At 62.0% G+C, this 26526-nt stretch carries 20 protein-coding genes; 2 read left to right on the top strand and 18 right to left on the bottom strand.

Annotated features, from left to right (window positions below):
* Positions 1-211: 211 nt before the first annotated feature.
* The 4 genes from fdhE to fdnG are packed head-to-tail and all read right to left on the bottom strand — an operon-like array spanning position 212 to position 5803.
* A complete protein-coding gene (gene fdhE, locus PMI21_RS04055) occupies positions 212-1138 on the bottom strand; it encodes a formate dehydrogenase accessory protein FdhE (RefSeq protein WP_007941172.1) in 927 nt (308 codons plus the stop codon).
* Between the two features lie 4 nt (positions 1139-1142).
* The gene (locus PMI21_RS04060; protein ID WP_007941171.1) at positions 1143-1796 is read right to left on the bottom strand and encodes a formate dehydrogenase subunit gamma; all 654 of its coding nucleotides are present in this window, start codon (positions 1794-1796) and stop codon (positions 1143-1145) included.
* Complete coding sequence (gene fdxH, locus PMI21_RS04065; protein ID WP_007941170.1) at positions 1793-2737, bottom strand: formate dehydrogenase subunit beta; 945 nt, start codon at positions 2735-2737, stop codon at positions 1793-1795. The genes PMI21_RS04060 and fdxH overlap by 4 nt, the downstream gene beginning before the upstream one ends.
* On the bottom strand, positions 2738-5803 hold the full coding sequence (gene fdnG / locus PMI21_RS04070) for a formate dehydrogenase-N subunit alpha (protein ID WP_157214326.1): 3066 nt from the start codon (positions 5801-5803) through the stop codon (positions 2738-2740).
* 235 nt (positions 5804-6038) lie between these two features.
* On the opposite strand from fdnG, the gene PMI21_RS04080 reads away from it, so the two are divergent.
* Positions 6039-7193 carry a MalY/PatB family protein gene (locus PMI21_RS04080; RefSeq protein ID WP_007941167.1) on the top strand — a complete coding sequence of 385 codons (1155 nt, stop codon included), beginning with the start codon at positions 6039-6041 and terminating at the stop codon, positions 7191-7193.
* Positions 7194-7205: 12 nt separating this feature from the next.
* Here PMI21_RS04080 and PMI21_RS04085 read toward each other — a convergent pair whose 3' ends face one another.
* Together PMI21_RS04085 and PMI21_RS04090 are read right to left on the bottom strand one after the other, a co-directional pair.
* Positions 7206-9521 carry an ATP-dependent DNA helicase gene (locus tag PMI21_RS04085; protein ID WP_007941165.1) on the bottom strand — a complete coding sequence of 772 codons (2316 nt, stop codon included), beginning with the start codon at positions 9519-9521 and terminating at the stop codon, positions 7206-7208.
* Positions 9518-11185 carry a VRR-NUC domain-containing protein gene (locus tag PMI21_RS04090; protein WP_007941164.1) on the bottom strand — a complete coding sequence of 556 codons (1668 nt, stop codon included), beginning with the start codon at positions 11183-11185 and terminating at the stop codon, positions 9518-9520. The genes PMI21_RS04085 and PMI21_RS04090 overlap by 4 nt, the downstream gene beginning before the upstream one ends.
* A 207-nt stretch (positions 11186-11392) precedes the next feature.
* On the opposite strand from PMI21_RS04090, the gene PMI21_RS04095 reads away from it, so the two are divergent.
* On the top strand, positions 11393-11617 hold the full coding sequence (locus PMI21_RS04095; RefSeq protein WP_007941163.1) for a YgdI/YgdR family lipoprotein: 225 nt from the start codon (positions 11393-11395) through the stop codon (positions 11615-11617).
* A 175-nt stretch (positions 11618-11792) separates the two neighbouring features.
* On the opposite strand, the gene PMI21_RS04100 is transcribed toward PMI21_RS04095, so the two are convergent.
* From PMI21_RS04100 to PMI21_RS04155, 12 genes are all read right to left on the bottom strand, one after another.
* Positions 11793-12872, bottom strand: coding sequence for a tartrate dehydrogenase (locus PMI21_RS04100; protein WP_007941162.1), 1080 nt, complete (start codon positions 12870-12872; stop codon positions 11793-11795).
* Between the two features lie 40 nt (positions 12873-12912).
* Positions 12913-14370 (bottom strand): NAD-dependent succinate-semialdehyde dehydrogenase, encoded by a 1458-nt coding sequence (locus PMI21_RS04105; RefSeq protein ID WP_007941161.1) that lies wholly within the window; start codon positions 14368-14370, stop codon positions 12913-12915.
* Positions 14371-14621: 251 nt separating this feature from the next.
* Positions 14622-15779 carry an acetylornithine deacetylase gene (gene argE, locus PMI21_RS04110; RefSeq protein WP_007941160.1) on the bottom strand — a complete coding sequence of 386 codons (1158 nt, stop codon included), beginning with the start codon at positions 15777-15779 and terminating at the stop codon, positions 14622-14624.
* Positions 15776-16945 (bottom strand): NAD(P)/FAD-dependent oxidoreductase, encoded by a 1170-nt coding sequence (locus tag PMI21_RS04115; protein ID WP_007941159.1) that lies wholly within the window; start codon positions 16943-16945, stop codon positions 15776-15778. Before PMI21_RS04115 ends, argE begins: the two co-directional genes overlap by 4 nt.
* A complete protein-coding gene (locus tag PMI21_RS04120) occupies positions 16942-18333 on the bottom strand; it encodes an FAD/NAD(P)-dependent oxidoreductase (protein ID WP_007941157.1) in 1392 nt (463 codons plus the stop codon). The genes PMI21_RS04115 and PMI21_RS04120 overlap by 4 nt, the downstream gene beginning before the upstream one ends.
* Entirely contained in the window at positions 18315-18623 is a 309-nt protein-coding gene (locus PMI21_RS04125; RefSeq protein WP_007941155.1) for a (2Fe-2S)-binding protein, read from the bottom strand. The genes PMI21_RS04120 and PMI21_RS04125 overlap by 19 nt, the downstream gene beginning before the upstream one ends.
* Positions 18620-20461 carry an ABC transporter ATP-binding protein gene (locus PMI21_RS04130; protein ID WP_007941152.1) on the bottom strand — a complete coding sequence of 614 codons (1842 nt, stop codon included), beginning with the start codon at positions 20459-20461 and terminating at the stop codon, positions 18620-18622. Before PMI21_RS04130 ends, PMI21_RS04125 begins: the two co-directional genes overlap by 4 nt.
* 1 nt (position 20462) lies before the next feature.
* Positions 20463-21338: an ABC transporter permease gene (locus PMI21_RS04135; RefSeq protein WP_007941151.1), complete on the bottom strand. Its 876-nt coding sequence runs from the start codon at positions 21336-21338 to the stop codon at positions 20463-20465.
* Positions 21335-22291, bottom strand: a complete 957-nt coding sequence (locus PMI21_RS04140) for an ABC transporter permease (protein ID WP_007941150.1) — start codon at positions 22289-22291, stop codon at positions 21335-21337. The genes PMI21_RS04135 and PMI21_RS04140 overlap by 4 nt, the downstream gene beginning before the upstream one ends.
* A gap of 47 nt (positions 22292-22338) precedes the next feature.
* Entirely contained in the window at positions 22339-23976 is a 1638-nt protein-coding gene (locus PMI21_RS04145) for an ABC transporter substrate-binding protein (protein ID WP_007941149.1), read from the bottom strand.
* A 94-nt stretch (positions 23977-24070) separates the two neighbouring features.
* The gene (locus PMI21_RS04150) at positions 24071-25345 is read right to left on the bottom strand and encodes an NAD(P)/FAD-dependent oxidoreductase (protein WP_007941148.1); all 1275 of its coding nucleotides are present in this window, start codon (positions 25343-25345) and stop codon (positions 24071-24073) included.
* A 55-nt stretch (positions 25346-25400) separates the two neighbouring features.
* The gene (locus tag PMI21_RS04155) at positions 25401-26069 is read right to left on the bottom strand and encodes a haloacid dehalogenase type II (protein WP_007941147.1); all 669 of its coding nucleotides are present in this window, start codon (positions 26067-26069) and stop codon (positions 25401-25403) included.
* Positions 26070-26526 lie beyond the last annotated feature (457 nt).

Raw genomic sequence — 26526 nt, 5'->3', positions numbered from 1 at the left:
CCAGCCGCGACAGAACCTTTGTAGCGGCTGCCGAAGGCTGCGTCCGCCCGTAGCAGCTGTCGAGCTTGCGAGGCTGCGTTCGGCTGCGAAGCAGTCGTAAAATCAGGCATTGCGGTGTGTCAGGTGCACCATGGCTGTCGGACTGACGACTGCCTCGCAGCCGAACGCAGCCTCGCAAGCTCGACAGCTGCTACAGATCGCAGCGTTGGAGCTACTGTTCGCCTGTTGCCAGCAGCAGATTGGGCGCTGGGCGTTGGTAACCTTCCTGCTCCAGGCGCATGTCCAGCATCAGGCTGGACAGGTCCGCCGACAGGGCTTCGGCTTCGGCGTCGTTTTCCAGGTAGATCAGTTTCAGGTAGCTGTTGCAGCCGGGACAGACCTCCGCCCGCAACGGTGCCTGATTGGCGGCGTGGCGATCATCCTCGAAGCTGACGTATTCCAGCCCCTTGCTCTGTTCGCAATACACGCATTTGACCCGCACCACATGCCATTCGCAGGCACACAGCGAGCACACCAGATAACGCAAACCGTTGTACTTGCCGCGATGACGAATCACCCCGGCCATCGCCGGCGAACCGCAGGCCGGGCATTGGCTGAGGCTGTCGCCGCGCGTCAGTTCAAGGTTGGGCGTGTTCAGCAACCAATAACTCCAGGCCACTTGCAGCGCGGCGCCGAGAAACGGCACCAGCGCTGCCGGCAGCAGCGAGTACTGGCCGCTGACCAAGGCAATCGCCCACGCTTTGAGCAGCCCTGGGTTCGCGCTGCGCAAAGTCGCTACGGCGTTTTCTACCGCAGCGTGTGGCGGTGGCTGATAGCGTTGCAACAAGGCTTCGAGGTATGGCAGCCAAACGTTTTCACGCACCAAACTGTCGGCGGCGAACGGTGGCAAGCCGTGTTGCTGGCATAGTCGCAGGCGTTCGGGATCGGGCATGGCGGCCACGGGTGGATTGTCCATCAGGTGCTGCTGGACGTGGCACAGCTGCGCGATCAAGCGCAGATAGTCCGCCATGGGATGGCCATCGGCCAAACGTTCCAGGCGCAGCGCGCGCAGGGTGAACAGGTTGTTCGGTGGCAGGTACAGAAACGGCGGTGAACTCGCCGCCGCTTCTATCTGCCCAGGCTCGAGGATCGTGGCCAAGGGGTCATCCTTTTTTGCTGATCGGTCGCTCAGGTGTCTCGTCGCCGGTCACTTCCCGGTACCAGAGCCCATGGTGTTTTCTCGCCCAGGCGCGGCTGACCCGGCCATGCACCATGGCGTCGACCGAGCCGCGAATCCAGATACCCGCGTAGACATGAACGATGATGCTCAGCACCAGAATGAACCCCGCCAACGCATGCAGCAGCATCGCCCAGCGAATGCTGGTGATGCCGAAGTACGCACTGAACCAGGCGCGCCAGATCACCAGTCCGCTGAACAGCAGCACCAGCATGCAGATCAGCAACACCCAGAACAGCAACTTCTGGCCCGGGTTGTACTTGCCGATCGGTGGCACGCCCTCCTCCTCGTTACGCATCACGCTTCCGACATGCCTGAGCCACAGCCGGTCGTTGGTGCTGAAGTAATTCGCCCGCCAGAAACTGCACACCAGGCCGAGGAACAGCACAAACATCGTCACGCCCAGGTATGGATGCAAAATGCGCGTCCACGAACCGCCGCCAAACAAATTGCTGAGCCAGAACAACCCCGGATGGAACAAGGCCAGCCCCGACAGCGCGGCCATCAGGAACGCAATCGCCACCAGCCAGTGGTTGGTGCGCTGGTTGACGGTGTAGCGCACGATCGGTTTGTCGTTCATGGCCTGTCCTCCCCGCCGGGTTTGCTTGGATCGAATGTGTGCACCGAAGGATCGAACTCATGCACGGCAGGGTCGACGGTGGCCGGATGTTCGTCCTCCTCGACCAATTGCGGCCCGACGCGCACGTAGTGGAAGAACCCGGCCAGCACCGCCGCGCCCATGGCCAACAGCGCCAAGGGTTTACTCAGGCCTTTCCACAGGTCCACCAGCGGACTGATCGCCGGGTGATCCGGCAAACCGGCATACAACCTGGGCGTGTCGGCATGGTGCAGCACATACATCACGTGGGTGCCGCCGACGCCGGCAGGGTCATACAAACCGGCGTTTTCGAAGCCGCGACTCTTGAGGTCGACGATGCGTTCGGCGGCGTGTTCCTTCATGTCTTCCTTGCTGCCGAACACGATGGCCCCGGTCGGGCAGGTTTTCACGCAGGCCGGCTCCAGCCCCACCGCCACCCGGTCCGAGCACAACGTGCATTTATAGGCCTTGTGGTCCTTTTGCGAGATACGCGGAATGTTGAACGGGCAACCGGTGATGCAATAGCCGCAGCCGATGCAGTGGTCCTGATCGAAATCGACGATGCCGTTGGCGTGCTTGATGATCGCACCGGGGCTCGGGCAGGCCGCCAGGCAGCCGGGCTCGGCGCAGTGCATGCAGCCGTCCTTGCGGATCAGCCATTCGAGGTTGCCGGCGTCGGTTTCATGCTCGGTGAAGCGCATCAGGGTCCAGGTGTCTGCGCTAAGGTCGTGAGGGTTGTCGTAGGTGCCGAGGTTGTGACCGACGTCGTCGCGTAGCTCGTTCCATTCCGAGCAGGCGACCTGGCAGGCCTTGCAGCCGATGCATTTGGTGGTGTCGATCAGCTTGGCCACTTCCTCTTGCGTGCGCACCGAGGGCGGCACGGTAGTGGTGGCCGAACGGGCGATGATGTCTTGGCTGGCCATTTAGACTTTCTCCACGTTGACCAGGAATGACTTGGATTCCGGGGTCTGGGTGTTGCCATCGCCGAGGAACGGCACCAGGGTGTTGGTCAGGTAACCGTGACGGGTGGCGCCGGTGAAGCCCCAGTGCAACGGAATACCGATCTGGTGCACGGTCTGGTTGTTGACCAGCAGCGGACGAATCCGCTTGGTCACCACCGCCACCGCTTCGATATGCCCGCGCTTGGAACTGACTCGAACCCGGTCGCCGGCGGCAATCCCCTTCTCCTTGGCCAGCGCCTCGCCGATCTCGACGAACTGCTCGGGCTGGGTCACGGCGTTGATCGGGCAATGCTTGGTCCAGAAGTGGAAATGTTCAGTCAGCCGGTAGCTGGTCGCCGCATATGGGAAGTCCTTGGCCTGGCCCAGGGTGTCCCAGACCGAATCGAAGATCCGCCCGGCCGGGTTGCTGGTCGCCTGTTTGTTGTTGGGGTGCATCGGGTTGATGCCGATGGGCGTCTCGAACGGTTCATAGTGTTCGGGGAATGGCCCTTCGTTCATCTTGTCGAGGGCGAAGAAACGCGCCACGCCTTCGGGGTTCATAATGAACGGGTTCATCCCGGCTTCCGGCGGTACATCGGCCTTGTAGTCGGGCACGTCGGTGCCGGTCCAGACCTTGCCGTTCCACCACACCAGCCGTTTTTTCGCATCCCACGGTTTGCCTTGAGGGTCGCAAGAGGCGCGGTTGTAGAGAATCCGCCGGTTCATCGGCCAGGCCCAGGCCCAGCCCAGGTTCTGCTTCATGCCAAACGGATCGCTGTTATCACGCCGGGCCATGTTGTTGCCCTGCTCGGTCCAGCTGCCGCAGAAGATCCAGCAACCGGACGCCGTGCTGCCATCGTCCTTGAGCTGGGCGAAACCGGACAACTGCTGACCGGCCTTGACCACCGCACCCGAGGCGTCGGTGACATCGGCGATGGCGTAGCCGTTGAATTCCCGGGCCAGCTCCTCTGGCGTCGGGTCATCGGGGATCTTGTACGGCCAGTCGAGCTTGAGGATCGGCTCGGCCCAGGCACCGCCATTGGCCTGGTAGCGCTGGCGCAGGCGCAAGAACAGCTCGCTCATGATCTTCACGTCGGTGCGCGCCTGGCCTGGGCCATCGGCACCCTTCCAGTGCCATTGCAGCCAGCGACCGCTGTTGACCAGCGAGCCGTTTTCTTCGGCGAAACAGGTGGTGGGCAGGCGGATGACTTCGGTCTGGATGTCGGCCGTTTGCACATCGTTGTAAGGCCCGACGTTGCGCCAGAACTCCGAGGTTTCGGTGGCCAGCGGGTCCATCACCACCAGCCACTTGAGCTTGGCAAGTGCCTTCATCACCCGGTTCTTGTCCGGCAAGGCGGCGATCGGGTTGAAGCCCTGGCACATGTAGCCGTTGACCTGGCCCTTGCCCATCATGTCGAACATTTTCAGGATGTCGTAGCCGGGAATGTCCAGTTTCGGCAGCCAGTCGTAGCCCCAGTGATTCTCGGCGGTGGCATTGGCGCCGTACCAGGCTTTCATCAGGCTGACGTGGAACTTGCCGTAGTTCTGCCAGTAGGACATCTGCCCGGGACGCAGCGGTTTGAGTGCGCGTTTGGCGATGTAGGCGTTGTAGTCCTGTTCGGCTTCGGCCGGCAGGGTCAGGTAACCGGGCAGCAAGTTGGAGAGCAAGCCGAGGTCGGTCAGGCCCTGGATGTTGGAGTGCCCGCGCAAAGCGTTGACGCCACCGCCCGGCATGCCGATGTTGCCCAACAGCAGTTGCACCATGGCCGCACTGCGGATCATCTGCGAGCCGATCGAGTGCTGGGTCCAGCCCAGGGCGTAGAGAATCGTCATGGTTTTGCCCGGTTGCGAGCACGTGGCGATCTCTTCCCAGATTTTCTGCATCGCGTCGGTGGGCATGCCACAGACCTGACTGGCCAGCTCCAGGGTGTAGCGGCTGTAATGCTGCTTCATCAATTGATAGACGCAGTGTGGGTCCTGCAAGGTCGGGTCGACTTTGGCAAAGCCGTCCTCGCCGATCTCATAACCCCAGCCGGACTTGTCGGTGTAGCTGCGCTTGCTCGCGTCGTAACCGCTGAACAAGCCGTCCTCGAAACCGAAGCCAGCCTTGACGATGAACGACACGTCCGTATAGGCCCGCACGTATTCATGCTGGATCTTGTCTTCGGTCAGCAGGTAATTGATCAGCCCGCCCATGAAGGCGATGTCGGTGCCGGTGCGGATCGGCGCGTAATAGTCCGCCACCGAGGCCGTACGGGTGAAACGCGGGTCGACCACAATCAGCCGCGCCTTGTTGTGGGCTTTGGCTTCGGTGACCCATTTGAAACCGCAAGGGTGCGCTTCTGCTGCGTTGCCGCCCATCACCAGAACCAGATTCGCGTTGGCGATATCGGTCCAGTGGTTGGTCATGGCACCACGGCCATACGTCGGGGCAAGACTTGCCACCGTCGGGCCATGTCAGACACGTGCCTGGTTATCGAACCCCAGCATGCCCAGACTGCGAATGACCTTGTGGGTGATGTAACCCGCTTCGTTGGACGAGGCCGAGGCCGCGAGGAAACCGGTGGTCAGCCAGCGGTTCACCGTTTGCCCCTGGGCGTTCTTCTCGATGAAGTTGGCGTCACGGTCGGCCTTCATCAGGTCGGCGATACGGTCCAGCGCTTCATCCCAGGAGATCCGCGTCCACTCCTTGGTGCCGGGCTTGCGCACTTGCGGGTATTGCAGACGGCTGGGGCTGTGAATGAAGTCGAGCAGGCCTGCGCCTTTTGGGCAGAGGGTGCCGCGATTGACCGGGTGGTCGGCATCGCCTTCGATGTGAATGATGCTCTGGGCGACATTCTTCGCATTGTCGCCCTGGCTGTACATGATCAAGCCGCAGCCGACCGAGCAGTACGGGCAGGTGTTGCGGGTTTCATGGGTATGGGCGAGCTTGAAATGACGCACTTGTTCGGCGAAGGCTGGCGTCGGGGCCATGCCCAGCGCGCCGAGGCTAGAGCCTGCAAGGCCGAGACCAGCGACCTTGAAGAACTGACGACGGTTGAGGTCCATCGTGCACTCCTGATCAGGTGGAAACCCGGTGCGTTGGCCGGGTTTTTCTGGACGATCACGGTGACGGCAACGGAACTACCGCCAATTAGAACTTTAGACAATGTTGTGCTGTGCGGTCTGAAAACCGACCGTCGGCGGCTTGCCGGTCATGCTCCGTTGCACAACTCGCCAGCGGTGAAGGTTGGCGCTTATCATGGCCGCCGGATTACCCCCTCTGCCTTTTATGAGACTGAGCATGACTTTCGATTTTGATCAGGTGTTCGACCGCCATGGCACCGGCAGTACCAAGTGGAGCCGTTACCCGGCCGACGTGTTGCCGATGTGGGTCGCCGACATGGACTTCGCCGCACCGCCAGCGATCATTCAGGCCCTGCAAAAACGCCTGGAACACCCGATGCTCGGTTACAGCGTGGCCCAGGATGACTTGCGCGACGCCATCGTCGCCGACCTGTGGAACAAGTACGCCTGGCGCGTGCAGCCCCAGGAACTGGTGTTCCTGCCGGGTATCGAGTCGGGCTTCAACATGGCCCTGCATGCACTGGTTCAGCCGCAACAGAACGTGGTCGTGCAAACGCCCAACTACCCGCCACTGCGCCATGCGCCGGGCCATTGGCAGCTGAACAAAGTCGAACTGGACTTCAACGCGCTGGCCGATGGCACGTATACCACGCCACTCGACGCCTTGCGCCAGGCGCTGCAAGGCGGCGGTGCGCTGCTGTTGAGTAACCCGCATAACCCGCTGGGCAAGGTCTTCCCGCGCGAAGAACTGCAAGCGGTTGCCGACATCTGCCTGGAACAGAATGCCTGGATCATCTCCGACGAGATCCATTCCGAGCTGTGCTTCGATGGGCGCGTGCATATTCCGACCGCCTCGCTCAGTCCAGAGATCGCCAAACGCACCATCACCCTGATGTCGGCCAGCAAGGCCTACAACATCGCCGGCCTGAAGACTGCGTTCATGATCATTCAGGACGCAGCGCTGCTCCATCGGGTCAATCATGCCCGCTGCGGTATGGTCGACAGCGTCAACCCGCTGGGCCTGGAAGCCACCCGCGTCGCCTACAGCGAAGGCCATCCCTGGCTGACTGAACTCATGGCCTACCTGCAAAGCAATCGGGATTATCTGGTGGAGGCGGTTCGCACGCGGTTGCCGGGTGTGACCATGAACGTTCCCCAGGGCACTTATCTGGCGTGGCTCGATTGCACGGCACTGGGGCTGGACAACCCGCAGCAATTCTTCCTCGAACAGGCCAAGGTCGGGCTGAGCGCCGGGCTGGATTTCGGCGATCACGCCCAGCAATTCGTGCGCCTGAACTTCGGCTGCCCACGGGCGTTGCTGGAAGAAGGGATTGCGCGGATGGAGCGTAGTTTGCGTAACCGTAAGGTCTGACTCCACTCGGACTCAATGACACAACACATCCCTTGTGGGAGCAGGCTCGCTCCCACAAGGGGATTTGTGTGCCTTCTCGACCGCCCACCAGCGCGGCAGTAATTGCTTGACCTTGCTCTCGCAAAACCGGTCGTCGATCAGCATCACCATCCCTTGATCCTGCCGGGTACGGATCACCCGCCCCGCTGCCTGCACCACTTTCTGCACGCCGGGAAACAGGTAGGTGTAGTCATAACCGGCACCGAAAATCGCCGCCATGCGCTGTTTCATCTGTTCATTGACCGGATTGAGTTGCGCCAGCCCCAGGGTGGCGATGAAGGCGCCAATCAATCGTGCGCCGGGCAAATCGATGCCTTCACCGAACGCGCCACCCAGCACCGCAAACCCGATGCCCTGCCCGTCGGCGGTGAACTGGTCGAGAAATTCCTGACGCTGTGCTTCCCCCATGCCCCGGGACTGCGACCACAGCGTGATCTGCGGATACCGCTCGGCCAGCAACTGCGCCACTTGCTGCAAATAATCGAAACTGCTGAAAAACGCCAGATAGTTGCCGGGCCGTTGGCTGAACTGTTTGGCGATCAGCTCGACGATGGGCGCAAGGGACGCCTGACGGTGGACGAACCGCGTGGATATCTGGCTGACGATGTGTACTTGCAGCTGATCGGCGTGAAATGGCGATTCCACATCGATCCATACCGTATTCGCCGGAGTGCCCAGCAAGTCGGCGTAGTAATGCCGGGGGCTCAGGGTCGCGGAAAACAGCACCGTGCTGCGCGCTGCGGTCAGGCGCGGGCGGATGAAACCGGCGGGCACCACATTGCGCAGGCACAGCTGCGACAGGTTGCGCTTGCGCTCGAGGTCGCGCTTGCTGATGTCGAATAGAAAATGCTCGTCGAACAGTTCAGCCACGCGGCCGAATTGCAGCATGTCGAAGTAAAAATTCTGCAACCCGCTGTCCAGCCCCTGAGGGTGATCATTCAGGTAGTCGCCGATGCTCGCGCAGCACAAGGACAAGGCCTGAAGCAGTTTTTCCGGGGCTTTGTCGTAGGCCTGATAGGGGCCGAGTTGCTGATCGTGCAGGGCATTCCATTCACGATTGACCCGCTGCAAGGATCTCTTCAACGGCTCAGGCGCGGTTTTTCGTACGCCGTTCAAGGTCGCCTGGTCGAGGCTGGCGCTGTACATCTGCCGGCCGCGCTCCACCAGGTTGTGGGCCTCGTCCACCAGCACCGCGACGTTCCAGTTATTGGCCTGGGCCAGCCCGAACAACAACGCGCTGAAGTCGAAATAGTAGTTGTAGTCGGCGACCACCACGTCCGCCCAGCGGGCCATTTCCTGGCTCAGGTAATAAGGACAAACCTCGTGCTGCAGGGCTATCTCACGCAAAGCACTCTGGTTCAGCAGGCTCAGTTCACTGGCGGCCTGGCGCGCGGCCGGCAGGCGATCATAAAAACCCTGGGCCAACGGGCAGGACTCGCCGTGGCAGGCTTTGTCCGGGTGTTCGCAAGCCTTGTCCCGGGCAATCATCTCGAGGATTCGCAACGGCTGCGCATCGGCGCTGTCGAGGATGACGCGGGCGGCGTCCAGCGCCAGTTTGCGCCCCGGGGTTTTCGCCGTGAGAAAAAACACCTTGTCCAGTTGCTGCGGCGCCAGGGCCTTGAGCATCGGGAACAGTGTGCCGATGGTCTTGCCGATACCGGTCGGCGCCTGGGCCATCAGGCAGCGACCGGTGCTGACCGCCTTGAACACCGATTCGGCCAGATGCCGTTGGCCGGGGCGAAAATCGGCATGGGGAAAGCTCAGCTGTTGAGCCGCCAGATTGCGCCCTTCCCGATGGGCCATTTCCTGCTCGGCCCAGTGCAGGAACAACCCGCAGTGGTGCTCGAAGAACAGCTGCAATTCAGCGGCGCTGAAGGTCTCGACCAGACGGGTTTCTTTTTCGCTGACGATGTCGAAATACACCAGCACCAGGTCGATCTGCGCCAGATCCAGTTTCCGGCACATCAACCAGCCATAGACTTTCGCCTGCGCCCAGTGCAACTGCCGGTGGTTGGCCGGTTGCTTGCTCAGGTCGCCCCGGTAGGTTTTGACTTCTTCGAGGCAGTTTTGCCCCGGATCGTAGCCGTCCGCCCGGCCTTTCACGGTCAAGGTTTGATACTGGCCCTCGAGCGCGACCTCATTCTGATAACCCTCGCTGCGTCGTGACGCCACCGTGCGATGGCCGACAATGCCTTCCAGCGCGGTTGGCGACGGGGTGAAGCGCAGGTCAAGGTCGCCGACCTTGGCGGTGAATTCACACAACGCCCGCACCGCGATGCTGTAGCTCAAGCGCCCTGCTCCACCCATTGCACGTAGCAAACGGCAATCGGCATCTGGTGCTCGTGACAGAACTCCAACCAACGTACCTGATTATCTTGCAGGCGATCGCCGGGGCCTTTTACTTCAATCATCCGGTAGGTCTTGTGTTGCGGCCAGAATTGGATCAGGTCCGGCATACCGGCACGGTTGGCCTTGATGTCGAGCAGCAGTCGATTGAACCAGTGCTTGAGGTGTTCGGCGGGCAGACAGTCGAGCGCCTGCTCCAGCAGTTCCTCGCTCAGCGCGCCCCAGAATACGAACGGCGACTGCACACCCCACTTGGCGATGTAACGCTCGCGGATGGTCTGGGCGTAACGCCCGTCATCGAGTTCGGCGAGGCAGGCCTGGAACAGATCCGCACGCCGCACATGAAAGTCTTCGTTGTGCAGGTCCACCGGCCCGCGCTGGAATGGGTGAAAAAATGCCCCCGGCAACGGGGCGAAGATCGCCGGCCAGCACAGCAACCCGAACAGCGAGTTGATCAGGCTGTTCTCGACGTAATGCACCGGTGCCAACTCGTCCGCCAGATGCGCCTGAACGTAATACTCCACCGACAACGCCGGATCGTGCCGGGGCAATTGCAGGTCCAGACGCTGCATGGCCCGCGGGGCTGGCCGCTTGATCGGCGGCCCGCCCAGTTTGCGCCGCAGCCTGGGCAGCACGCGTAATAAATGCTGATGTTCGGTGGCGCTTTCCGGGGCTTGCTCGGCGTGGCTCGCCAGGTCCATCGCCAGTTGAAATTCACCACAGCGCTCCAGCACCCGAATCAGCCGCAGGCGCGCGCCGGGGTAGGCGCAATCGCGGTAGAGGCTCAGGGCGGTGGAAAAATCCGCCATGCGTTCGCAGTGCTGAGCGATCTGGAACAGCAATTTGGCCCGACGTCTTTGCAGCCAGGGATTGGCGAGTTCCAGCCCGTTGATCTGCTCCACAACCACCGCCACGTCTTCACCGGCCTCGAAATGCTGCTGACAGTTGTGCAGGAACAGGCAGGCGTCGACGTCCTCGCGACTGCGCAAGCCTCGGGACTCAGCGCAAAACTCGACTTTCTCGTAGATGTAGATGCCCAGGTCGGCCAGCACGAATTCCGACCAGTCCTGATAAAGGTTGCCGAAGAACATCAGGCGCAGACGGTCGCACAGGCCCATGATGGTCAGGCTGAACAGCCGGTCATCCAGTGCCGGGCACCACTGGGCAAAACGTTGCTTTTGGGGAAACTGCTCGCTCAGGGCCGGCAGCCAATCGCTCTTTTTACCTTTCGGTTGATCGATGGCGTCGCCAAAACACTGGAGAATCTCGGCCTTGAGCAGCACCTCGAATACTTCCTCGATGGGCAATGGCATCTGCTCATCGATCCAGCCCAATGCCAGCAGCGGCGCCGCGGCACTGGCGATGTCGCCGATCTCGACGTAACTCAGTTTGCCGGCCCTGAAATGCACGCCCTTGCGCATCACCAGCCTGACCAGCAAAGCCTGGGACTCGCGGGGCAGTCGGTTGAAGTCGCGAATGAAGTCCTGCTCTTCGATGCGGAGTACATCGGCATAACGATGCTCAAGCCAATCAAGCACTTGCATGAAGTTGTTCAAGTAATAGAACGGGTCATCGAGCGGATTTACAATCACGGGCAATCGGGCCATGGCAAGCGAATACTGGTTATGCGTACAGATACCAGCTATGCCCCACCCGGTGCAAACGGAAAAGGATCAGTGGCGACGCAATCGGGCAATTTTCGGGTGACCATCGAACTTTCTGCCATTCCATCGCACCAACGGCGTTAGAAGCACGATGAGGATTGATCTCGAATGAGGCGTTCGCATTGTTTTTATTGAGTGATGGAGGTGTGTATGAATATCAAGACTCTGGCTTTGCCCCTGGCGGTAGCGGCCTTTCTGGCCCTGGCCGGTTGCTCGACGCCAACGGTCGTGACCCTGCAGAACGGCACCCAGTATTTGACCAAGGACATGCCGAACACCAAGGGCAAGGACGGCTTCTTCGAGTTCGAGGATATTTCCGGGGCGAAAGTGCAAGTCCGCGCCGATGACGTGGCCACGATTCGCAAGGAAGACTGATCCCCTGCGTTCGGCTGTAGCAGCTGTCGAGCCTGCGAGGCTGCGTTCGGCTGCGCAGCAGTCGTGAAATCAGGCACTGCGGTGTTTCAGCTAAACCGGGGATTTACGACGACTTCGTCGCCGAACGCAGCCTCGCAGGCTCGACAGCTGCTACACAAGGAGTGCATCGCGGGCTTTAAAGCGCCTGTGCGATCGCCTTGCCGACCTCCTGAGTTGAGCTCTGCCCGCCGAGGTCCGGAGTAATCGGCCCCTCGGCAATCACCCTTTCAATCGCTTGCAGAATCCCATCATGAGCGGCTCGATAACGCTCATCGCCGTTGCCCAGAAAATCCAGCATCAACGCGCCAGACCAGATCATCGCGATCGGGTTGGCGATGTTGCGCCCGTAGATATCCGGAGCAGAGCCATGCACCGGTTCGAACAGCGACGGAAACCGCCGCTCGGGATCGAGGTTGGCCGACGGTGCGATGCCGATGGTGCCGGCGCAGGCCGGGCCTAGGTCGGACAGAATGTCGCCGAACAGGTTCGACGCCACCACCACATCAAACCGGTCCGGTTGCAGCACAAAACGCGCGCACAGGATGTCGATGTGCTGCTTGTCCCAGGTGATGTCCGGGTACTGCGCGGCCATCAACGCCGTGCGCTCGTCCCAGTACGGCATGCTGATGGAAATCCCGTTGGATTTGGTCGCCGCCGTCAGGCGTTTGCGCGGTCGGGTCTGGGCCAGGTCGAAGGCGAACTTGAGAATCCGGTCCACGCCGCGCCGGGTGAACACCGACTCTTGCAGCACGAATTCATGCTCGGTGCCTTCGAACATCTTGCCACCGACCGAGGAATACTCGCCCTCGGTGTTCTCGCGGATCACCACGAAATCGATGTCCCCCGGTTTGCGCCCGGCCAGCGGGCACGGCACGCCGGGAAACAACCGAACCGGGCGAATGTTCACGTATTGGTCGAAGTCGCGGCGAAACTTCAGCAGCGAGCCCCACAGGGAAATGTGGTCCGGCACCTTGTCTGGCCAGCCGACGGCGCCAAAGTAGATCGCGTCGAAACCCTTGAGCTGGTCGAACCAATCGTCGGGCATCATCTGCCCATGTTCCAGGTAGTAATCGCAGTGAGCCCAGTCGAGCACTTCGATGCTCAACTCCAGTTGCCACTTCTTCGCGGCCTGCTCCAGTACCCGCAAGCCTTCGGGCAGGACTTCCTTGCCGATGCCATCGCCGGCAATCGCGGCGATTCTGAATGGTTTACTCATCAATCATGCCTCGCAAAATGACAGTGCAATCGTTGCCGGGTTACAGCCCACCGATGTGGAAGGCTTTGACTTCAAGGTATTCATCCAGGCCGTACTTGCTGCCTTCGCGGCCCAGCCCAGACTGCTTGATGCCGCCGAACGGTGCGACTTCCATGGAAATGATCCCGGTGTTGAGGCCGACCATGCCGAATTCCAGCGCCTCGCCGAACCGCCAGGACCGGCGCAAGTCCTGAGTGAAATAGTAGGCACCCAGACCAAAAGGCGTGGCATTGGCCAAGGCGAGCGCTTCGGCCTCAGAGGTAAACCGCATCAATGGCGCCACCGGGCCGAAGGTTTCTTCATTGGCCAGCAACATGCCGGCGTGGGTGTCGCCAAGGACGGTTGGCTGAACGAACTGGCTGTCGCCCTCCGGAATACCGCCGCAGAGCAAACGCGCGCCCTGGCTCAGGGCATCGTCGATGTGCCGGGCGACTTTGCTCACCGCCGCCGGGTTAATCAGCGGGCCGATGGTCACGTCGGCGTCCAGGCCATTGCCGACTTTGAGCTTGCCGACCTCTTCCACCAGTCGCTGGGCGAAGCGTTCGTAGATGCCGTCCTGCACCAGAATGCGGTTGGCGCAGACGCAGGTCTGCCCGGCATTGCGGAACTTGCTGAGCATGATGCCGGCCACGGCCTGCTCCAGGTCGGCGTCGTCGAACACAATGAACGGCGCGTTGCCGCCCAGTTCCAGGCTCAAGCGCTTGATGTGTTCGGCACTCTGGCGCATCAGTAGCCGACCGACCGCGGTGGAACCGGTGAAGGATATTTTGCGTACCGTCGGGTTGCCGGTCAGCTCTTCGCCGATGCCGGCGGGCATCCCGGTCAGCACGTTGAACACCCCGGCCGGAATGCCGACGCGTTCGGCGAGTACGGCCAGGGCCAGGGCCGACAACGGGGTCAGGTCCGAGGGTTTAACGATGATCGGGCACCCGGCGCCCAGGGCCGGCGCGCACTTGCGGGTGATCATCGCGTTGGGGAAATTCCACGGGGTGATCGCGGCGCAAACGCCGACCGGTTGCTTGAGGGTCAGCAGGCGACGGTCGCCGCTGGGGGCCGGCATGGTTTCGCCGTAGACCCGGCGGGCCTCTTCGGCGAACCATTTGACGAACCCGGCACCGTAGCGGATTTCACCCTTGGCTTCGTTCAGCGGCTTGCCCTGCTCGCAGGTCATGATCAAGGCGAGGTCGTCGAGGTTGTCGATCATCGCCTGATACCAGCGCTCCAACAGCGCTGCACGCTCCGCCGCCGGGCGCGCACGCCACGCCGGCCAGGCCCGCTCGGCGGCTTCGATGGCGCGTCGGGTTTCCACGCCCTGCATGGCCGGCACCCGGGCGAGCAACTGGCCGGTGGCCGGGTCGATGACGTCCAGGGTTGCGGCGTTATCGGCGCCGATCCACTGCCCGTCCACATAAGCGAGTTCTGCTAAAAGGCTGGGGTCTTTCAAACGATTCTTGAGCATGGTCGAGTCCTGATCCGAGACATTTCCCAGTCTAGGGAGACGCCACGGATGAGGATGCTGAAAGCGTTTGATGGGCAGTGTTGGATGCTGAAATTCGCGGTGGGACGGCAGGCTCTACCGACTGATCGTCCCCACGCTCTGCGTGGGAATGCTTCAATGGACGCTCTGCGTCCGCTCTTGGGACGCAGAGCGTCCCGGGCTGCATTCCCACGCGGAGCATGGGAACGATCATTCAAAAGATCTTGACGATTTCAAAGTTTCAGGGAGCCCAGCAATCCTTCCAGAAACCTCTCCCCAGCCTGCATCTGGCTGATCTCGATGAACTCGTCCGGCTTGTGCGCCTGTTCGATCGAGCCCGGGCCGCAGACCACTACCGGCACGTCCAGACGCTGCTTGAACAACCCGCCTTCGGTGCCGAACGAGACTTTGGCGGTGCCGGTATCCGGGGCGGCGAAGTTTTTCAGGAAGCGCACCGCTTCAACGCTCGGGTGGGTATCGAGGCCCGGATAGACATTGAGGGTTTCGATCTCGATGTCTGCCACGCTGGACAGCTTTTTCGCCTCGCGCACGATCACTTCGGCACGCTCGCGCATCTGCTCCAGGAACTGGTCCAGATCGTCCGCCGGCAAGTTACGTACCTCGAAATCCAGGGTGCACAGGTTCGGCACGATGTTCAGCGCCTTGCCTCCGACAATCTGCCCCACGTGCACGGTGCTGTAAGGCACGTCGTAATCGGCATCCTGCGCGCCCTGCTCTTGCAGGTGTTGCTGGCTCTGGCGCAGTGCCGCGATGAAATCGCAGGCCACATGAATCGCATTGACCGAACGCGGTGCCAAGGAGGAATGCGCTTCCAGACCACGGCAGTAAGTGCGGTAAGAACCCTTGCCCTTGTGCCCCAGCACGAACTGCATGTTGGTCGGCTCACCGATCAGGCACAAAAAAGGTCGTACCGGCGCCAGGTGCAGCACGTCGAGCAAACGGCGCACACCGACACAACCGGTTTCTTCGTCATGGGACAGGGCGATTTGCAGCGGTCGGCTCAACGAACGGTCGGCGGCATCGAGCATGGCGTCGATGGCCAACGCGATAAACCCCTTCATGTCGCAACTGCCCCGCCCGTAAATCCGCCCGTCCTGTACCGTCGCCTGAAACGTCGGGAAGGTCCAGGCCTGCCCCGCCGCCGGCACCACGTCGGTGTGGCCAGACAACAGAATGCCCGGTAATTCCTTGGGGCCGGTACTGGCGAACAGGTTGGCCTTCTTGCCGCTTTCGTCCTTGACGATCAGCGACTCGATGCCCTTGGTCAGCAGCAAATCGCGCACGTATTCGATCAGGGCCATGTTCGACTCCGAAGACACGGTGTCGAAGGCCATCAGGCGTTTGAGAATCTCCAGTACGCGGGGTTTCATGAGGCCTTGCTCCTTTGCTCGGTTGTCCGTTGTTCGGCTGAAGGGGCGAACCGGCGGATGGAGAACGGTTCAATCGAAGTGCTGGTGCTGCCGGTACTGATCAATTCGGCCATCACGTCGCCGACGCCTGGGCCGAGCTGGAAGCCGTGACCGCAGAAGCCGAACGCGTAGTACAAACCGTCAACGTTGCCGCTGGGGCCCATTACGGGCAGGGAATCGGGCAGATAGCCTTCAATGCCGCTCCATACGCGGATGATGTTCAGGTTGCCGACACCCGGCAGCAGGCGACGCATCTGATCCATTTGATTGAGGATGCTGCGCGGCTCGACATAGGCGCGGCGGTTGAGCATGTCCGGTTTACTGCGGTAGCCGCCGCCGATGATGATGTTGCCGCGCGGGATCTGCCGGAAGTAGATCACTTCCTCGGGAATTTTGGTGTACACGCCGATCACCGTCGGCAACGCGTACGGCACTGGTTCAGTCACGGCCATTTGCGGGCCGTGGGTATCCAGCGGCACCGGCTCGCCGAACTGCGCCGAGAGCTTCTGGCCCCAGGCGCCGGCGGTGATCAGCAAACGCTCGGCGCAGAACTGGCGGCCGTCGGTGGTGGTCACCGTGAACTCGCCGGCCACTTTCTGCACCTCGGCGACTTCGGTCTGTTCCTCGATCCGTGCCCCGAGGCGGCGGGCAGCCCGGGCAAATGCCGGCGCGGCCAGACGCGGGTTGGCGTGGCCGTCGTGGGGCGCGTAAGAACCGCCCTTCACGTCCGGCCCGAGGAACGGAAAGCGCTGGTGCAGCTCGGCGCCACGATAGATTTTCAAATCCAGCTGCGCCGCCTCGGGCGCTGCCGCATAGGCTTCCAGTTCAGGGATTTCATCCTCGCGGTAACACACGCGCATGTGCCCACTGGCAATGAATTCGAGGTCGTCGTCGATCAGCTCTGGCAAGCGCTTCCACAGCGCCCAGGAACGGTTGGCCAACTCCAGTTGACCAAGGAAGCGGCCCTGACGCCGGACGTTGCCGAAGTTCACCCCGCTGGCGTACTGACCGATCTGGTCGCGCTCCAGCAAAATCACCGACTGCCCGCGCTGACGCAGGAAAAACGCTGCCGCCGAGCCCATCAGGCCGCCGCCGACAATCACCACATCGGCTTTGTGTAGCGTCATGGCGACACCTCCTCGGTGAGCATCGAAAGGGGTTTGACCGGCGCCTGCCCACGCTGCCGGCCGACCTGTTGCACGCTGACGCCCGCTGCGGCGGCGATCACTTCGGCCCCGGCCTGGGAGCAATAACGCCCCTGGCAGCGGCCCATGCCGACCCGGCTGAAGGCCTTGGCCCGATTGACTTCACAGGCCCCCTTCTCACTGACGGTACGGCGCAACTCGCCGGCGCTGATCATCTCGCAGCGACAGACGATGGCTGAGTCCGGCAAGGCTTTGGCTTGCGCCGCAGGCCAGGGAAACGCCTGGGCCAGGCCGAGGCGAAACTCATCCATCACCGCCAGCGCGTGCCGTTGTTCGTCACGCAAACCGGCGTTCACCGGTTGCTGCAAATCTTCCAGCAACGCCATCGCCACCAGTCGCCCGGCGTGCTCGGCGGCATCGGCGCCGCGAATCTTCGAACCGTCCCCGGCGGCATACACACCGTTGACCGAGGTGCGGCCCTCTTCATCGACGGCCAGCCACCATTGGCTGGACGCTTCGTCAAAGCGCATGCGGCAACCGGCCAGATCGGCCAATTGGGTTTCCGGGCGCAAGTGATAACCCAATGCCACAGCATCACAATCCACCGTTAACGTCTCACCGCGAGCGGTACGCCCCCGTACACCACTGACACCGCTGGCCGCATCGCCCTGCACCTGAAGCGGCGAAATCCCCAGATGCACCGGGATTTTCGCCCGGTACAACTGCGCCAGTAGCTTCATCCCGGTGAACAGCAATCCCGGACGCGCCATCAGCTTCGGCAGTGCCGCGATGCGCTTGCTGATGGGCGAAGTGTCGAGCACCGCCACCACATTGGCACCAGCTTTGACATATTGGCTGGCGACCAGATACAGCAACGGCCCGCTGCCCATGAACAGCACGCGGTGGCCGATGGAAACCGCCTGGGACTTGAGCGCGATCTGCGCGCCGCCAAGGCTGTAGGTGCCTGCCAACTGCCAGCCTTCGATCGGCATCAAGCGGTCGGTGGCGCCGGTGCACAGAATTAGCGCGTCATAATCCACCGTCGAATGCTTGCCCTGGCTGACGCAGCACAATTGCCCCGGCGTCAGGTTCCACACCAGCGTGTCGGGGCGGTAGTCGATTTGCCCGCGCAAACGGTCGAAGCTCTGGTGCAGGTTTTTCGCCTTGGCCGCTTCGGTGCCATACAGGGTGGCGTAATCCCGGGTAAAACCTTCGGGCTGACGGCGGTAGATCTGCCCGCCATCCCGGCGATTCTCGTCGATCAGAATCGGTTTGAGGCCAGCGGCCAGTAGCGTTTCGGCACAGCGAATGCCGGCCGGCCCGGCGCCGACAATAACGATTCGTTGAGCGCTCAGCCGTGCAGTGGCCATATCGCCTCCGGTTGTTTGGTGACGATGTCCAGCCCTTCGCGGACTTCGTTGGAGCAGGCGCGCAAACGTTCGCCGCTGCGGGTCCAGACCCAGCAATCCTGGCAGGCGCCCATCAGGCAGAAACCGGCGCGGCGACCCGAATCGAACTCTGATTGGCGCAGCGCCGAGCCCTGGGTCAGTAACGCGACCATCAGCGTGTCGCCCTGCAATGCCTCGATAGGTGAACCGTCCACCGTCAGTTGGACGGTCGGCCGGCCCTGCTCGGCCAACCTCACAAAACGCCCTTTCATGCATAGGCTCCCAGGCTCATGGTGGATAAACCCTGCTGAGTCTTCAGCAACTCGGCACTGTCGTGATGACAAAGAATTTCGCTACCGCCGTCGATGATCCGCCGGTTCGGCGCGGTGTGATTGCACAGGCCGTCGACCCGCACCGGGCAGCGACTGAGAAAAGTGCACAGCTCCGGCACATTGGCCTTGGCGCCGATTGGCGGCAGCGTGCCGCACGTGGTGCCGCAGTTTTCCAGCCAGCCCTGACGCAGTTCCGGTACCGAATGGATCAACAGGTCGGTGTAGGGATGGAACGGTGCCTGGGCAAACGACTGCCGACTGCCGGCCTGGACCTTGTGGCCGCTGTACATCACCACAATGTCGTCGCACAGCGCGCGCACGGTGGAAATATCGTGACTGATGAACAGATACGACACGCCCAGTTGCTGACGCAGGTCGCGCAGCAGTTCGAGAATCGCCGCGCCGACCACGGTGTCCAGCGCCGAGGTCACCTCGTCGCAGAGGATCAGGTCCGGTTTGGCCGCCAGGGCCCGCGCCAGGTTGACTCGCTGCTTTTGCCCGCCAGACAGCTCATTCGGACGGCGTTCGGCCATGGCGCGCGGCAAGCGCACCAGGTCCAGCAGTTCGCCGATACGCTCGCGCAACGCAGCGCCCTTGAGGCCGAAGTACATTTTCAGCGGACGGCTCAGAATGGTGCCGACGCTGTGCATCGGGTTGAGCGCGGTGTCGGCATTCTGGAACACCATCTGAATCCGTCGGAACTGCTCATCGGTGCGCTCGGACAGGCTGCCGCCCAGTGGCTGACCATCGAAGGTCAGGCCGCCCAATGCCGGCGTCAGCAACCCGGCCACCACCCGCGCCAGGGTCGACTTGCCGGAGCCCGACTCGCCAATCACGCCGATGGCCTGGCCTCGGCGCACGGTCAGGTCGATGTCTTCGAGCACGCGAATCGCCGGCATGCCTTGCAGGTTCTTGTTGCCGTAACCGGCGGTCAGCCCCTGGATGGTCAGCAGCGGTGTTTCTTCGGCGATGCCGCAGGGTGGGCGAATCGTCGTGTCCGGCCGTGCCGCCAACAGCAGGCTGCGGGTGTATTCGTGGGCCGGGCCTTTGAGCAGTGGCGCGGTGGCGCTCTGCTCGAAAATCTGCCCGCCATTGAGCACTACAATCTGATCGGCCATCTGCGCGACCACGGCCAAATCATGGGACACATAGACCGCCGTCGCGCCACGCTCGCGGACCACCCGCTTGAAGGCGCGCAGCACGTCGATCTGCGTCGTCACGTCGAGGGCGGTGGTCGGCTCGTCGAGCACCACCAGCAACGGGTCGCTGATCAGCGCCATGGCCGCCATCACCCGTTGCAACTGCCCGCCAGACACCTGATGCGGATAACGCTGACCGATGTGATCGGGATCCGGCAGGGCCAGGTCGCGGAACAGTTCGACGGCTTTGGCTTCCAGCACGGCCCGGCTGCCCAGGCCGTGAATCAATGCGCCCTCCACCACTTGATCGATGAGTTTCTTCGCCGGGTTGAATGCAGCGGCGGCGCTCTGGGCGATGTACGACACCCGATTGCCGCGCAGGCCTTGCAGTTCGCTTTCGCTCAACGCCAGCATGTCGTGCTCGCCGACCTGCACCACGCCGGACGCCAATCTGCAACCGCGTCGGGCATAGCCGAGCAGCGCCAGGGCGATGGTGGTCTTGCCGGAGCCGGACTCACCGATCAGCGCCAGTACTTCGCCTTTGGCCAGGGAGAAGCTCACGCCCTTGACGATTTCCACCTCGCCACGCTCGCCGCAAGCGACCACGCGCAGGTCTTCGACTCGAATCAAATCACTCATTTCAATGACCTCCCGTACGTCGACTACGCCGTGACGACAGTCGGTCGATGAACAGATTCACGCCGATGGTCAGGGTGCCGATGGCCAACGCCGGGATCACGATGGCCGGCGCGCCCTGATTGAGGCCACCGATGTTCTCCCGCACCAGCGATCCCAGGTCGGCATCCGGCGGTTGCACGCCGAGGCCGAGGAAGCTCATGCCGCTGAGCAGCAGCACGATGAAACCGAAGCGCAACCCCAGGTCGGTCAGCACCGGGTTGAGCATGTTCGGCAGGATTTCCACGCAAGCGATGTACAACCGGCGCTCGCCACGGGTGCGGGCCACTTGCACATACTCCAGCGCTTCGATATTCACCGCCATGCTGCGGGCGATGCGGAACGCGCCTGGGGTGAAACTCAGGACTGCGGTGCAGATCAGCAACAGCACCGAAGAACCGAACGCCGAAACCATGATCAACGCCAGCATCTTGCTCGGGATGGAAATAAAGGCATCCATCAAACGGCTGATCACTTCATCCAGCCATTTCGGTGAGACCACCGACAACAGCGCACATCCGGTACCCAACGTGCTGGCCAACACCGCCGAAATCAGCGCCAGGCCAACAGTGAACCGCGCGCCGACGAGGATCCGGCTGAGCATGTCGCGGCCCAGGTAATCGGTGCCCAACGGGTAAGCCGCGCTGAGGCTATCGAACACGTTATCGGAGATCACTTCACCCACTGGGTGCGGCGCCAGCCAAGGGCCGAAGATAGCCACCAGCAACCAGATCACACACATCGCCGCCCCGACCAGGCCGAGCCACGATGGCCCATGGGAGACCTTGCCCAGCGCCAGCTCGGGTCCGGCAGGCGCCGATTTCGCAATGAGATCGTTCATTGGTTTCTCAGCCTCGGATTGGAAAGAATCGCGCACAGGTCGGCAATCAGCACCAACCCCAGGTACGCCGTACAAAACAGCATGGTGCAGGCCTGAACCAGCGCCATGTCACGGTTGGTTACCGCATCGACCATCAGGCTGGCGATGCCGGGGTAGTTGAAGATCGTCTCGACGATCACCACCCCGCCCAGCAGGTACGACAGGCTCAGGGCGATGGCATTGGCAATCGGCCCGATGGCGTTGGGCAAGGCATGGCGCAGGACGATCCGCACCGGGCTTACGCCCTTGAGCCGGGCCATTTCCACGTAGGCGCTGTCGAGTTGATCGATCACCGCTGCCCGGGTCATGCGCGCCATTTGCGCGACAATCACGCAGCACAGGGTCATCACCGGCAACGCATAGGTACGCAGAAATTGCAGCGGTGAGGTGATGTCGCTGGCATAGGACAACGCCGACAGCCAGCCCAGGTTCACCGCAAAAATCAGCACCGCCAGGGTCGCCACCAGAAACTCCGGCACGGCGACCAGGGCCAGGGTGATGAAGCTGAGGAAACTGTCGACACGCCCGCCCCGGCCCATGGCCGAACCGATGCCGAGGATCAGCGCCACCGGCACCGACACCAGCGCCGTGACGGCCGCCAGCATCAATGTGTTCGGTACCCGCCCGGCCATCAGCTCGCTGACGGGCAAGGCATTGGACACTGACTGCCCCATGTCGCCGCTCAGCAAGTTCATCAACCAATGCAGGTAACGCACCACACCGGGTTGATCCAGCCCCAGTTTCAGACGCAAGGCCGCCACCTGTTCCGGCGTGGCGAATTGCCCGAGCGCCTGTTGCGCCGCGTCCCCCGGCAGTACCGCCGTGATCGCAAACACGACCATGGACACGATCAACAAGGTCACGATCGCCGCGCCCAGGCGCCGCCCGATCAACCACAGTGTGTTGCTATTCATCGCCCTACCCTCATGCAATAGCCCCGCTTACACCCGTGTGCGGCCGATCAGGCATCGAGCCAGACCTGCTCGGCGAACATGTAGCCCATGAAGCCGCCCAACGGGTTGCTACCGTAGCCCTTGATGCGCTGGTCGACGCCGTCGATGTTGCTGATGAACACCGGCACACCGATGCCGCTGTGTTCATGCACCAGGGTCTGCATGTCGGCGTACATCTTGCTGCGCTTGGCGTCGTCGGTTTCACCCCGGGCGAGCATCAGCAATTGGTCGAACTGATCGTTCTTCCAGCCCGACTCGTTCCATGGTGCGCTGGACTGGAAGAACTGCGAGAACATCACGTCGGCGTTCGGCCGCGGGTTGATGTTGCCGAAGCTCAGCGGATGCTTCATCCAGTGGTTGGACCAGTAGCCATCGCTGGGCAGGCGGTTGACGTCGAGCTTGAGCCCGGCCTGTTTCGCCGATTGCTGCAACAGCACGGCGATGTCCACCGAACCGGTCGCGGCGGGCGATGCCACCAGCGGCATGCTGATGCTTTCCATGCCGGCCTTCTTCAGCAGGAATTTGGCTTTTTCCGGGTCGTAGGCCCGCTGTGGCAGGTCGGCGTTGTAGTAGCGCGAGCCCGGGGAAATCGGATGGTCGTTACCGACGACGGCAAAGCCACGGAACACTGCGGATTTCACTTGTTCACGGTCCAGCAGGTATTTCATCGCCTGAGTGAATTCGGCGCTTTTACCCGGCATCTGGTCCTGACGGATGATCAAGTCGGTGTAGTTGCCCGACGGCGCATCGACGACCCGGTGTTTGGCGCTGGCCTTGATCCGTGTGGTCGAGCGCGGGTTGACCTCGTTGATCATGTGCACGTCGCCCGACAGCAACGCGTTGACCCGTGACGGCTCGTCGGCAATCGCAATGAATTCGATCTCGTCCAGGTATGGCAGGCCCGGTTTCCAGTAGCCGGTGTTGCGCGCGGCAATCGAGCGCACGCCCGGTTTGAACTCCTTGACCTTGAACGGCCCGGTGCCGATGCCCTGGTTGAAGTCGGTGGTGCCTTCGGGAACGATCAACAAGTGCGACACGGCGAGGATCGACGGCAGCTCGGCGTTCGGCGCGCTCAGGCGGATCTGCACTTCGTGGGTGCCGGTGGCCTTGATCTCTTCGAACTGCGCCATCAGCGGCATGACCTTGGAACCGGTCAGCGGGTCCTTGTGACGCGACAGCGAGAACACCACGTCGGCGGCGCTCAGGGTCTTGCCGTTGTGGAAGGTCACGTCCTTGCGCAGGGTGATGATCCACAGCGTCGCATCGGTGTTGTCGATGCGCTCGGCCAGTTCCAGTTGCGGCACCAGATGGCTGTCGAAACGGGTCAGGCCGTTGTAGAACATGAAGTGACGCACGTAGTCGGTAGACAACGCGCCCTTGGCCGGGTCCAGGGTGTCGGCGGTGGAACTGGACATGCCGGCGACGCGAATCCGCCCGCCCGGCTTGCCTTTGCCCGGGGTCGCCGCTTCTTCGGCGAACAACTTGCCGGCGGCGCCGAACAGGCTACCGGCACCCGCTGCGGCAACACCCGCCACGCCGAGCATCTGCAAGGCGTGGCGACGCGACATACCACGATTGAGGCCTTCGAATACCCGCAGGCTGTCCTGGCCGGAAATCAGTTTCGAGTCGATCTTGTTGTCAGTCATATCAGTTGTACCTGTCGAAAATCAGAAGATTCGAGTGCTCCGGATGTCCGGAGCGTCCTGGAAACGCAAACGACGGTGACGCCACAACATCAACTCAATGCAAATAGTCCTGGAGGCGGTAGTAAGCGCCAACGAACGGCAAGAACCACGGCTTGCCGAAATGTCCGGGAATCGCTGGCCAGTCGAGTTCGCGCCAGGGATTGGCCTCGACTTTGCCGGCCATCACCTCGGCCATCACCTGGCCCATGTGCACCGACATCTGCACCCCATGGCCGCTGTAGCCCATGGAGTGATAAACCCCGCCATGCTGACCGGCGCGAGGCAAACGGTCGGAGGTCATGTCCACCAGCCCGCCCCAGCAGTAGTCGATTTTCACCTCGGCCAACTGCGGGAACATCTGCACCATCGCCGCTTGCAGCACCTTGCCGCTTTTGGCGTCGGACACGCTGTCGGACATGGCAAACCGTGCACGGCCGCCGAACAGCAAGCGGTTGTCCGGGGTCAGGCGAAAGTAGTTACCGATCATGCGGCTGGTGACATAGGCACGCCGACCGGGCAGCAGTTGATCGATCAGCCACTGCGGCAGCACCTCAGTGGCGATCACGAAACTGCCGACCGGCACAATCCGCCGCCGATACCAGCCCAGGCCACCGTGCTGACAAGCGCCGGTCGCCAGCAATACTTGCCCAGCGTGCAAAGAACCCTTGGCGGTGTTGACCCGATAACCGCCGGCCTGGGCCTTCCAGTCCGTCACCGGCGTGCCTTGATAGATCAGCGCGCCGTGACGTGCGGCTGCCTCGGCCAAACCGGTGCCGAAGCGTCCGACGTGCATCTGCACACCATTGCGCTGCAGCAAGCCGCCATGGAACTGCGCCGAATTCACTTCGGCGCGGGTCTGTTCGGCGGATAGCAACTCGACCTCGGCGTCGACTTCCTTGCGAATCAAGTCGCAGGTGCGCGCCAGGCCTTCGTAGTGCAGCGGTTTGGCCGCCAGTTTGAGCTTGCCGTTGCGCTTGAGGTCGCAGGCGATCTGCTCCTGCTCCACCAGGGAGACGACGCTCTGTACTGCGCTTTCATACGCCTGGTAATAGGCCCGGGCCTTGTCGGCACCGAGGCTGGCGCTCAGCCCGGCGTAGTCCTGGGCAACGCCGGTGTTGCACTGGCCGCCGTTGCGTCCGGAGGCTTCGCCGATCACTTTCCCGGCTTCCAGCACCACCACGCTGGCGCCCTTCAAGGCCAGCGCGCGAGCCGCCGCCAGGCCGGTGAAACCGCCACCGACGATGGCCACGTCGACCTGCCCGGGCAATGCACCGGGCTGAGCACCGGTGAAGGCCGGTGCGGTGTCGAGCCAGTAGGATTCACTGCCCATGTCTAACCCGCCTATACCAAAAAGAGTGCCTTGAAGAGAGCCGTTACCGTTCAACTCAGAGACCGACCAGCGCCGCCAGCCCACCGATGTCGGTGATCTGCTGGTAGCCGTAGAAGGCATTGGCCGGAACTTCGTGACCACGGGCGACGAAGGCCTTGTTCTTGATCTTCATGTCGTGGGCCGGCATCAGGTCGTAACGGAAACTGGAAGACACATGCAAGATGTCTTCCGGGCCGCAGTTGAGGTTGTCGAGCATGTACTCGAACGCGGCCAGACGTGGCTTGTAGGCCTGGGCCTGTTCGGCGGTGAAGACCTTGTGAAACGGTGCGCCGAGCTTGTCGACGTTGGACATGATCTGGCTGTTGCTGGCGTTGGAGAAAATCACCAGAGGGATCTTGTCGGCGATTTTCGACAGGCCGGCCGGCACGTCCGGGTGCGGGCCCCAGGTTGGCACGGCGTCGTAATACAGCTGACCTTCGCCACGGTATTCGATGCCCCAACGCTTGCAGACCCGTGCCAGTGCGGTCTTGAGAATCTCATCATAAGGCCGCCAGTCGCCCATCACTTGATCCAGACGATAGGCGGAAAAATCCTTGACGAACTGATCCATCTGCTCGGGCACCACGCGGTCGGCGAACAGTTCGCGAGTCATCGTGCCCATGTGGAAATTGGTCAGCGTACCGTAGCAGTCGAACGTAATGAATTTGGGGCGAAGAAAGCTCATTGAGTGCGGTCCTGAAGTTCGTTGAGGTCATGGCGCAACAGGTATTCGCTGCGTTTCGGGAGCGGCGATGCAACGCTGCAGCACACCGTCATTACAACACCGTGAAATCAGCAGATGGCGTTAAAAGCGACCTCTGCTTGATACAAACCACCGTTTTAGCCTGCCCCCTCAGCAGACTTTGCGGCTCGCTCCAGGCTTGGGCAAACCCCGTATTTATGCGCTCATATGGACCTTCATGGCCATGCGAGGCTGACGAACGCCCCCCATTCACGGCAGAACCTGCGTCGGGCTGAACGAAAACGGGCGCTTCCCTGAGGAAGCGCCCGTTTGGGTGCGGTTGAATCACTTTACGATTGCTTGCCCCCCGTAGCAGCTGCCGAGCCTGCGAGGCTGCGTTCGGCGGCGTAGCCGTCGTGAAATCAGCTATCGCGTTGCGTCAGGAAAACCTTGCATACCG

The organism is Pseudomonas sp. GM18, from assembly GCF_000282195.1.
GTDB lineage: Bacteria > Pseudomonadota > Gammaproteobacteria > Pseudomonadales > Pseudomonadaceae > Aquipseudomonas.
The sequence above is the reverse complement of the archived record's forward strand: the minus strand, read 5'-3'. Positions and strand labels throughout refer to the sequence as shown.

Coding starts and splice junctions, on each gene's coding strand:
- PMI21_RS04060 (WP_007941171.1), bottom strand. CDS start 1,796: ATGAACGACAAACCGATCGTGCGCTACACCGTCAACCAGCGCACCAAC.
- fdxH (WP_007941170.1), bottom strand. CDS start 2,737: ATGGCCAGCCAAGACATCATCGCCCGTTCGGCCACCACTACCGTGCCG.
- PMI21_RS04080 (WP_007941167.1), top strand. CDS start 6,039: ATGACTTTCGATTTTGATCAGGTGTTCGACCGCCATGGCACCGGCAGT.
- PMI21_RS04090 (WP_007941164.1), bottom strand. CDS start 11,185: ATGGCCCGATTGCCCGTGATTGTAAATCCGCTCGATGACCCGTTCTAT.
- PMI21_RS04095 (WP_007941163.1), top strand. CDS start 11,393: ATGAATATCAAGACTCTGGCTTTGCCCCTGGCGGTAGCGGCCTTTCTG.
- PMI21_RS04100 (WP_007941162.1), bottom strand. CDS start 12,872: ATGAGTAAACCATTCAGAATCGCCGCGATTGCCGGCGATGGCATCGGC.
- PMI21_RS04105 (WP_007941161.1), bottom strand. CDS start 14,370: ATGCTCAAGAATCGTTTGAAAGACCCCAGCCTTTTAGCAGAACTCGCT.
- argE (WP_007941160.1), bottom strand. CDS start 15,779: ATGAAACCCCGCGTACTGGAGATTCTCAAACGCCTGATGGCCTTCGAC.
- PMI21_RS04115 (WP_007941159.1), bottom strand. CDS start 16,945: ATGACGCTACACAAAGCCGATGTGGTGATTGTCGGCGGCGGCCTGATG.
- PMI21_RS04120 (WP_007941157.1), bottom strand. CDS start 18,333: ATGGCCACTGCACGGCTGAGCGCTCAACGAATCGTTATTGTCGGCGCC.
- PMI21_RS04125 (WP_007941155.1), bottom strand. CDS start 18,623: ATGAAAGGGCGTTTTGTGAGGTTGGCCGAGCAGGGCCGGCCGACCGTC.
- PMI21_RS04130 (WP_007941152.1), bottom strand. CDS start 20,461: ATGAGTGATTTGATTCGAGTCGAAGACCTGCGCGTGGTCGCTTGCGGC.
- PMI21_RS04135 (WP_007941151.1), bottom strand. CDS start 21,338: ATGAACGATCTCATTGCGAAATCGGCGCCTGCCGGACCCGAGCTGGCG.
- PMI21_RS04140 (WP_007941150.1), bottom strand. CDS start 22,291: ATGAATAGCAACACACTGTGGTTGATCGGGCGGCGCCTGGGCGCGGCG.
- PMI21_RS04145 (WP_007941149.1), bottom strand. CDS start 23,976: ATGACTGACAACAAGATCGACTCGAAACTGATTTCCGGCCAGGACAGC.
- PMI21_RS04150 (WP_007941148.1), bottom strand. CDS start 25,345: ATGGGCAGTGAATCCTACTGGCTCGACACCGCACCGGCCTTCACCGGT.
- PMI21_RS04155 (WP_007941147.1), bottom strand. CDS start 26,069: ATGAGCTTTCTTCGCCCCAAATTCATTACGTTCGACTGCTACGGTACG.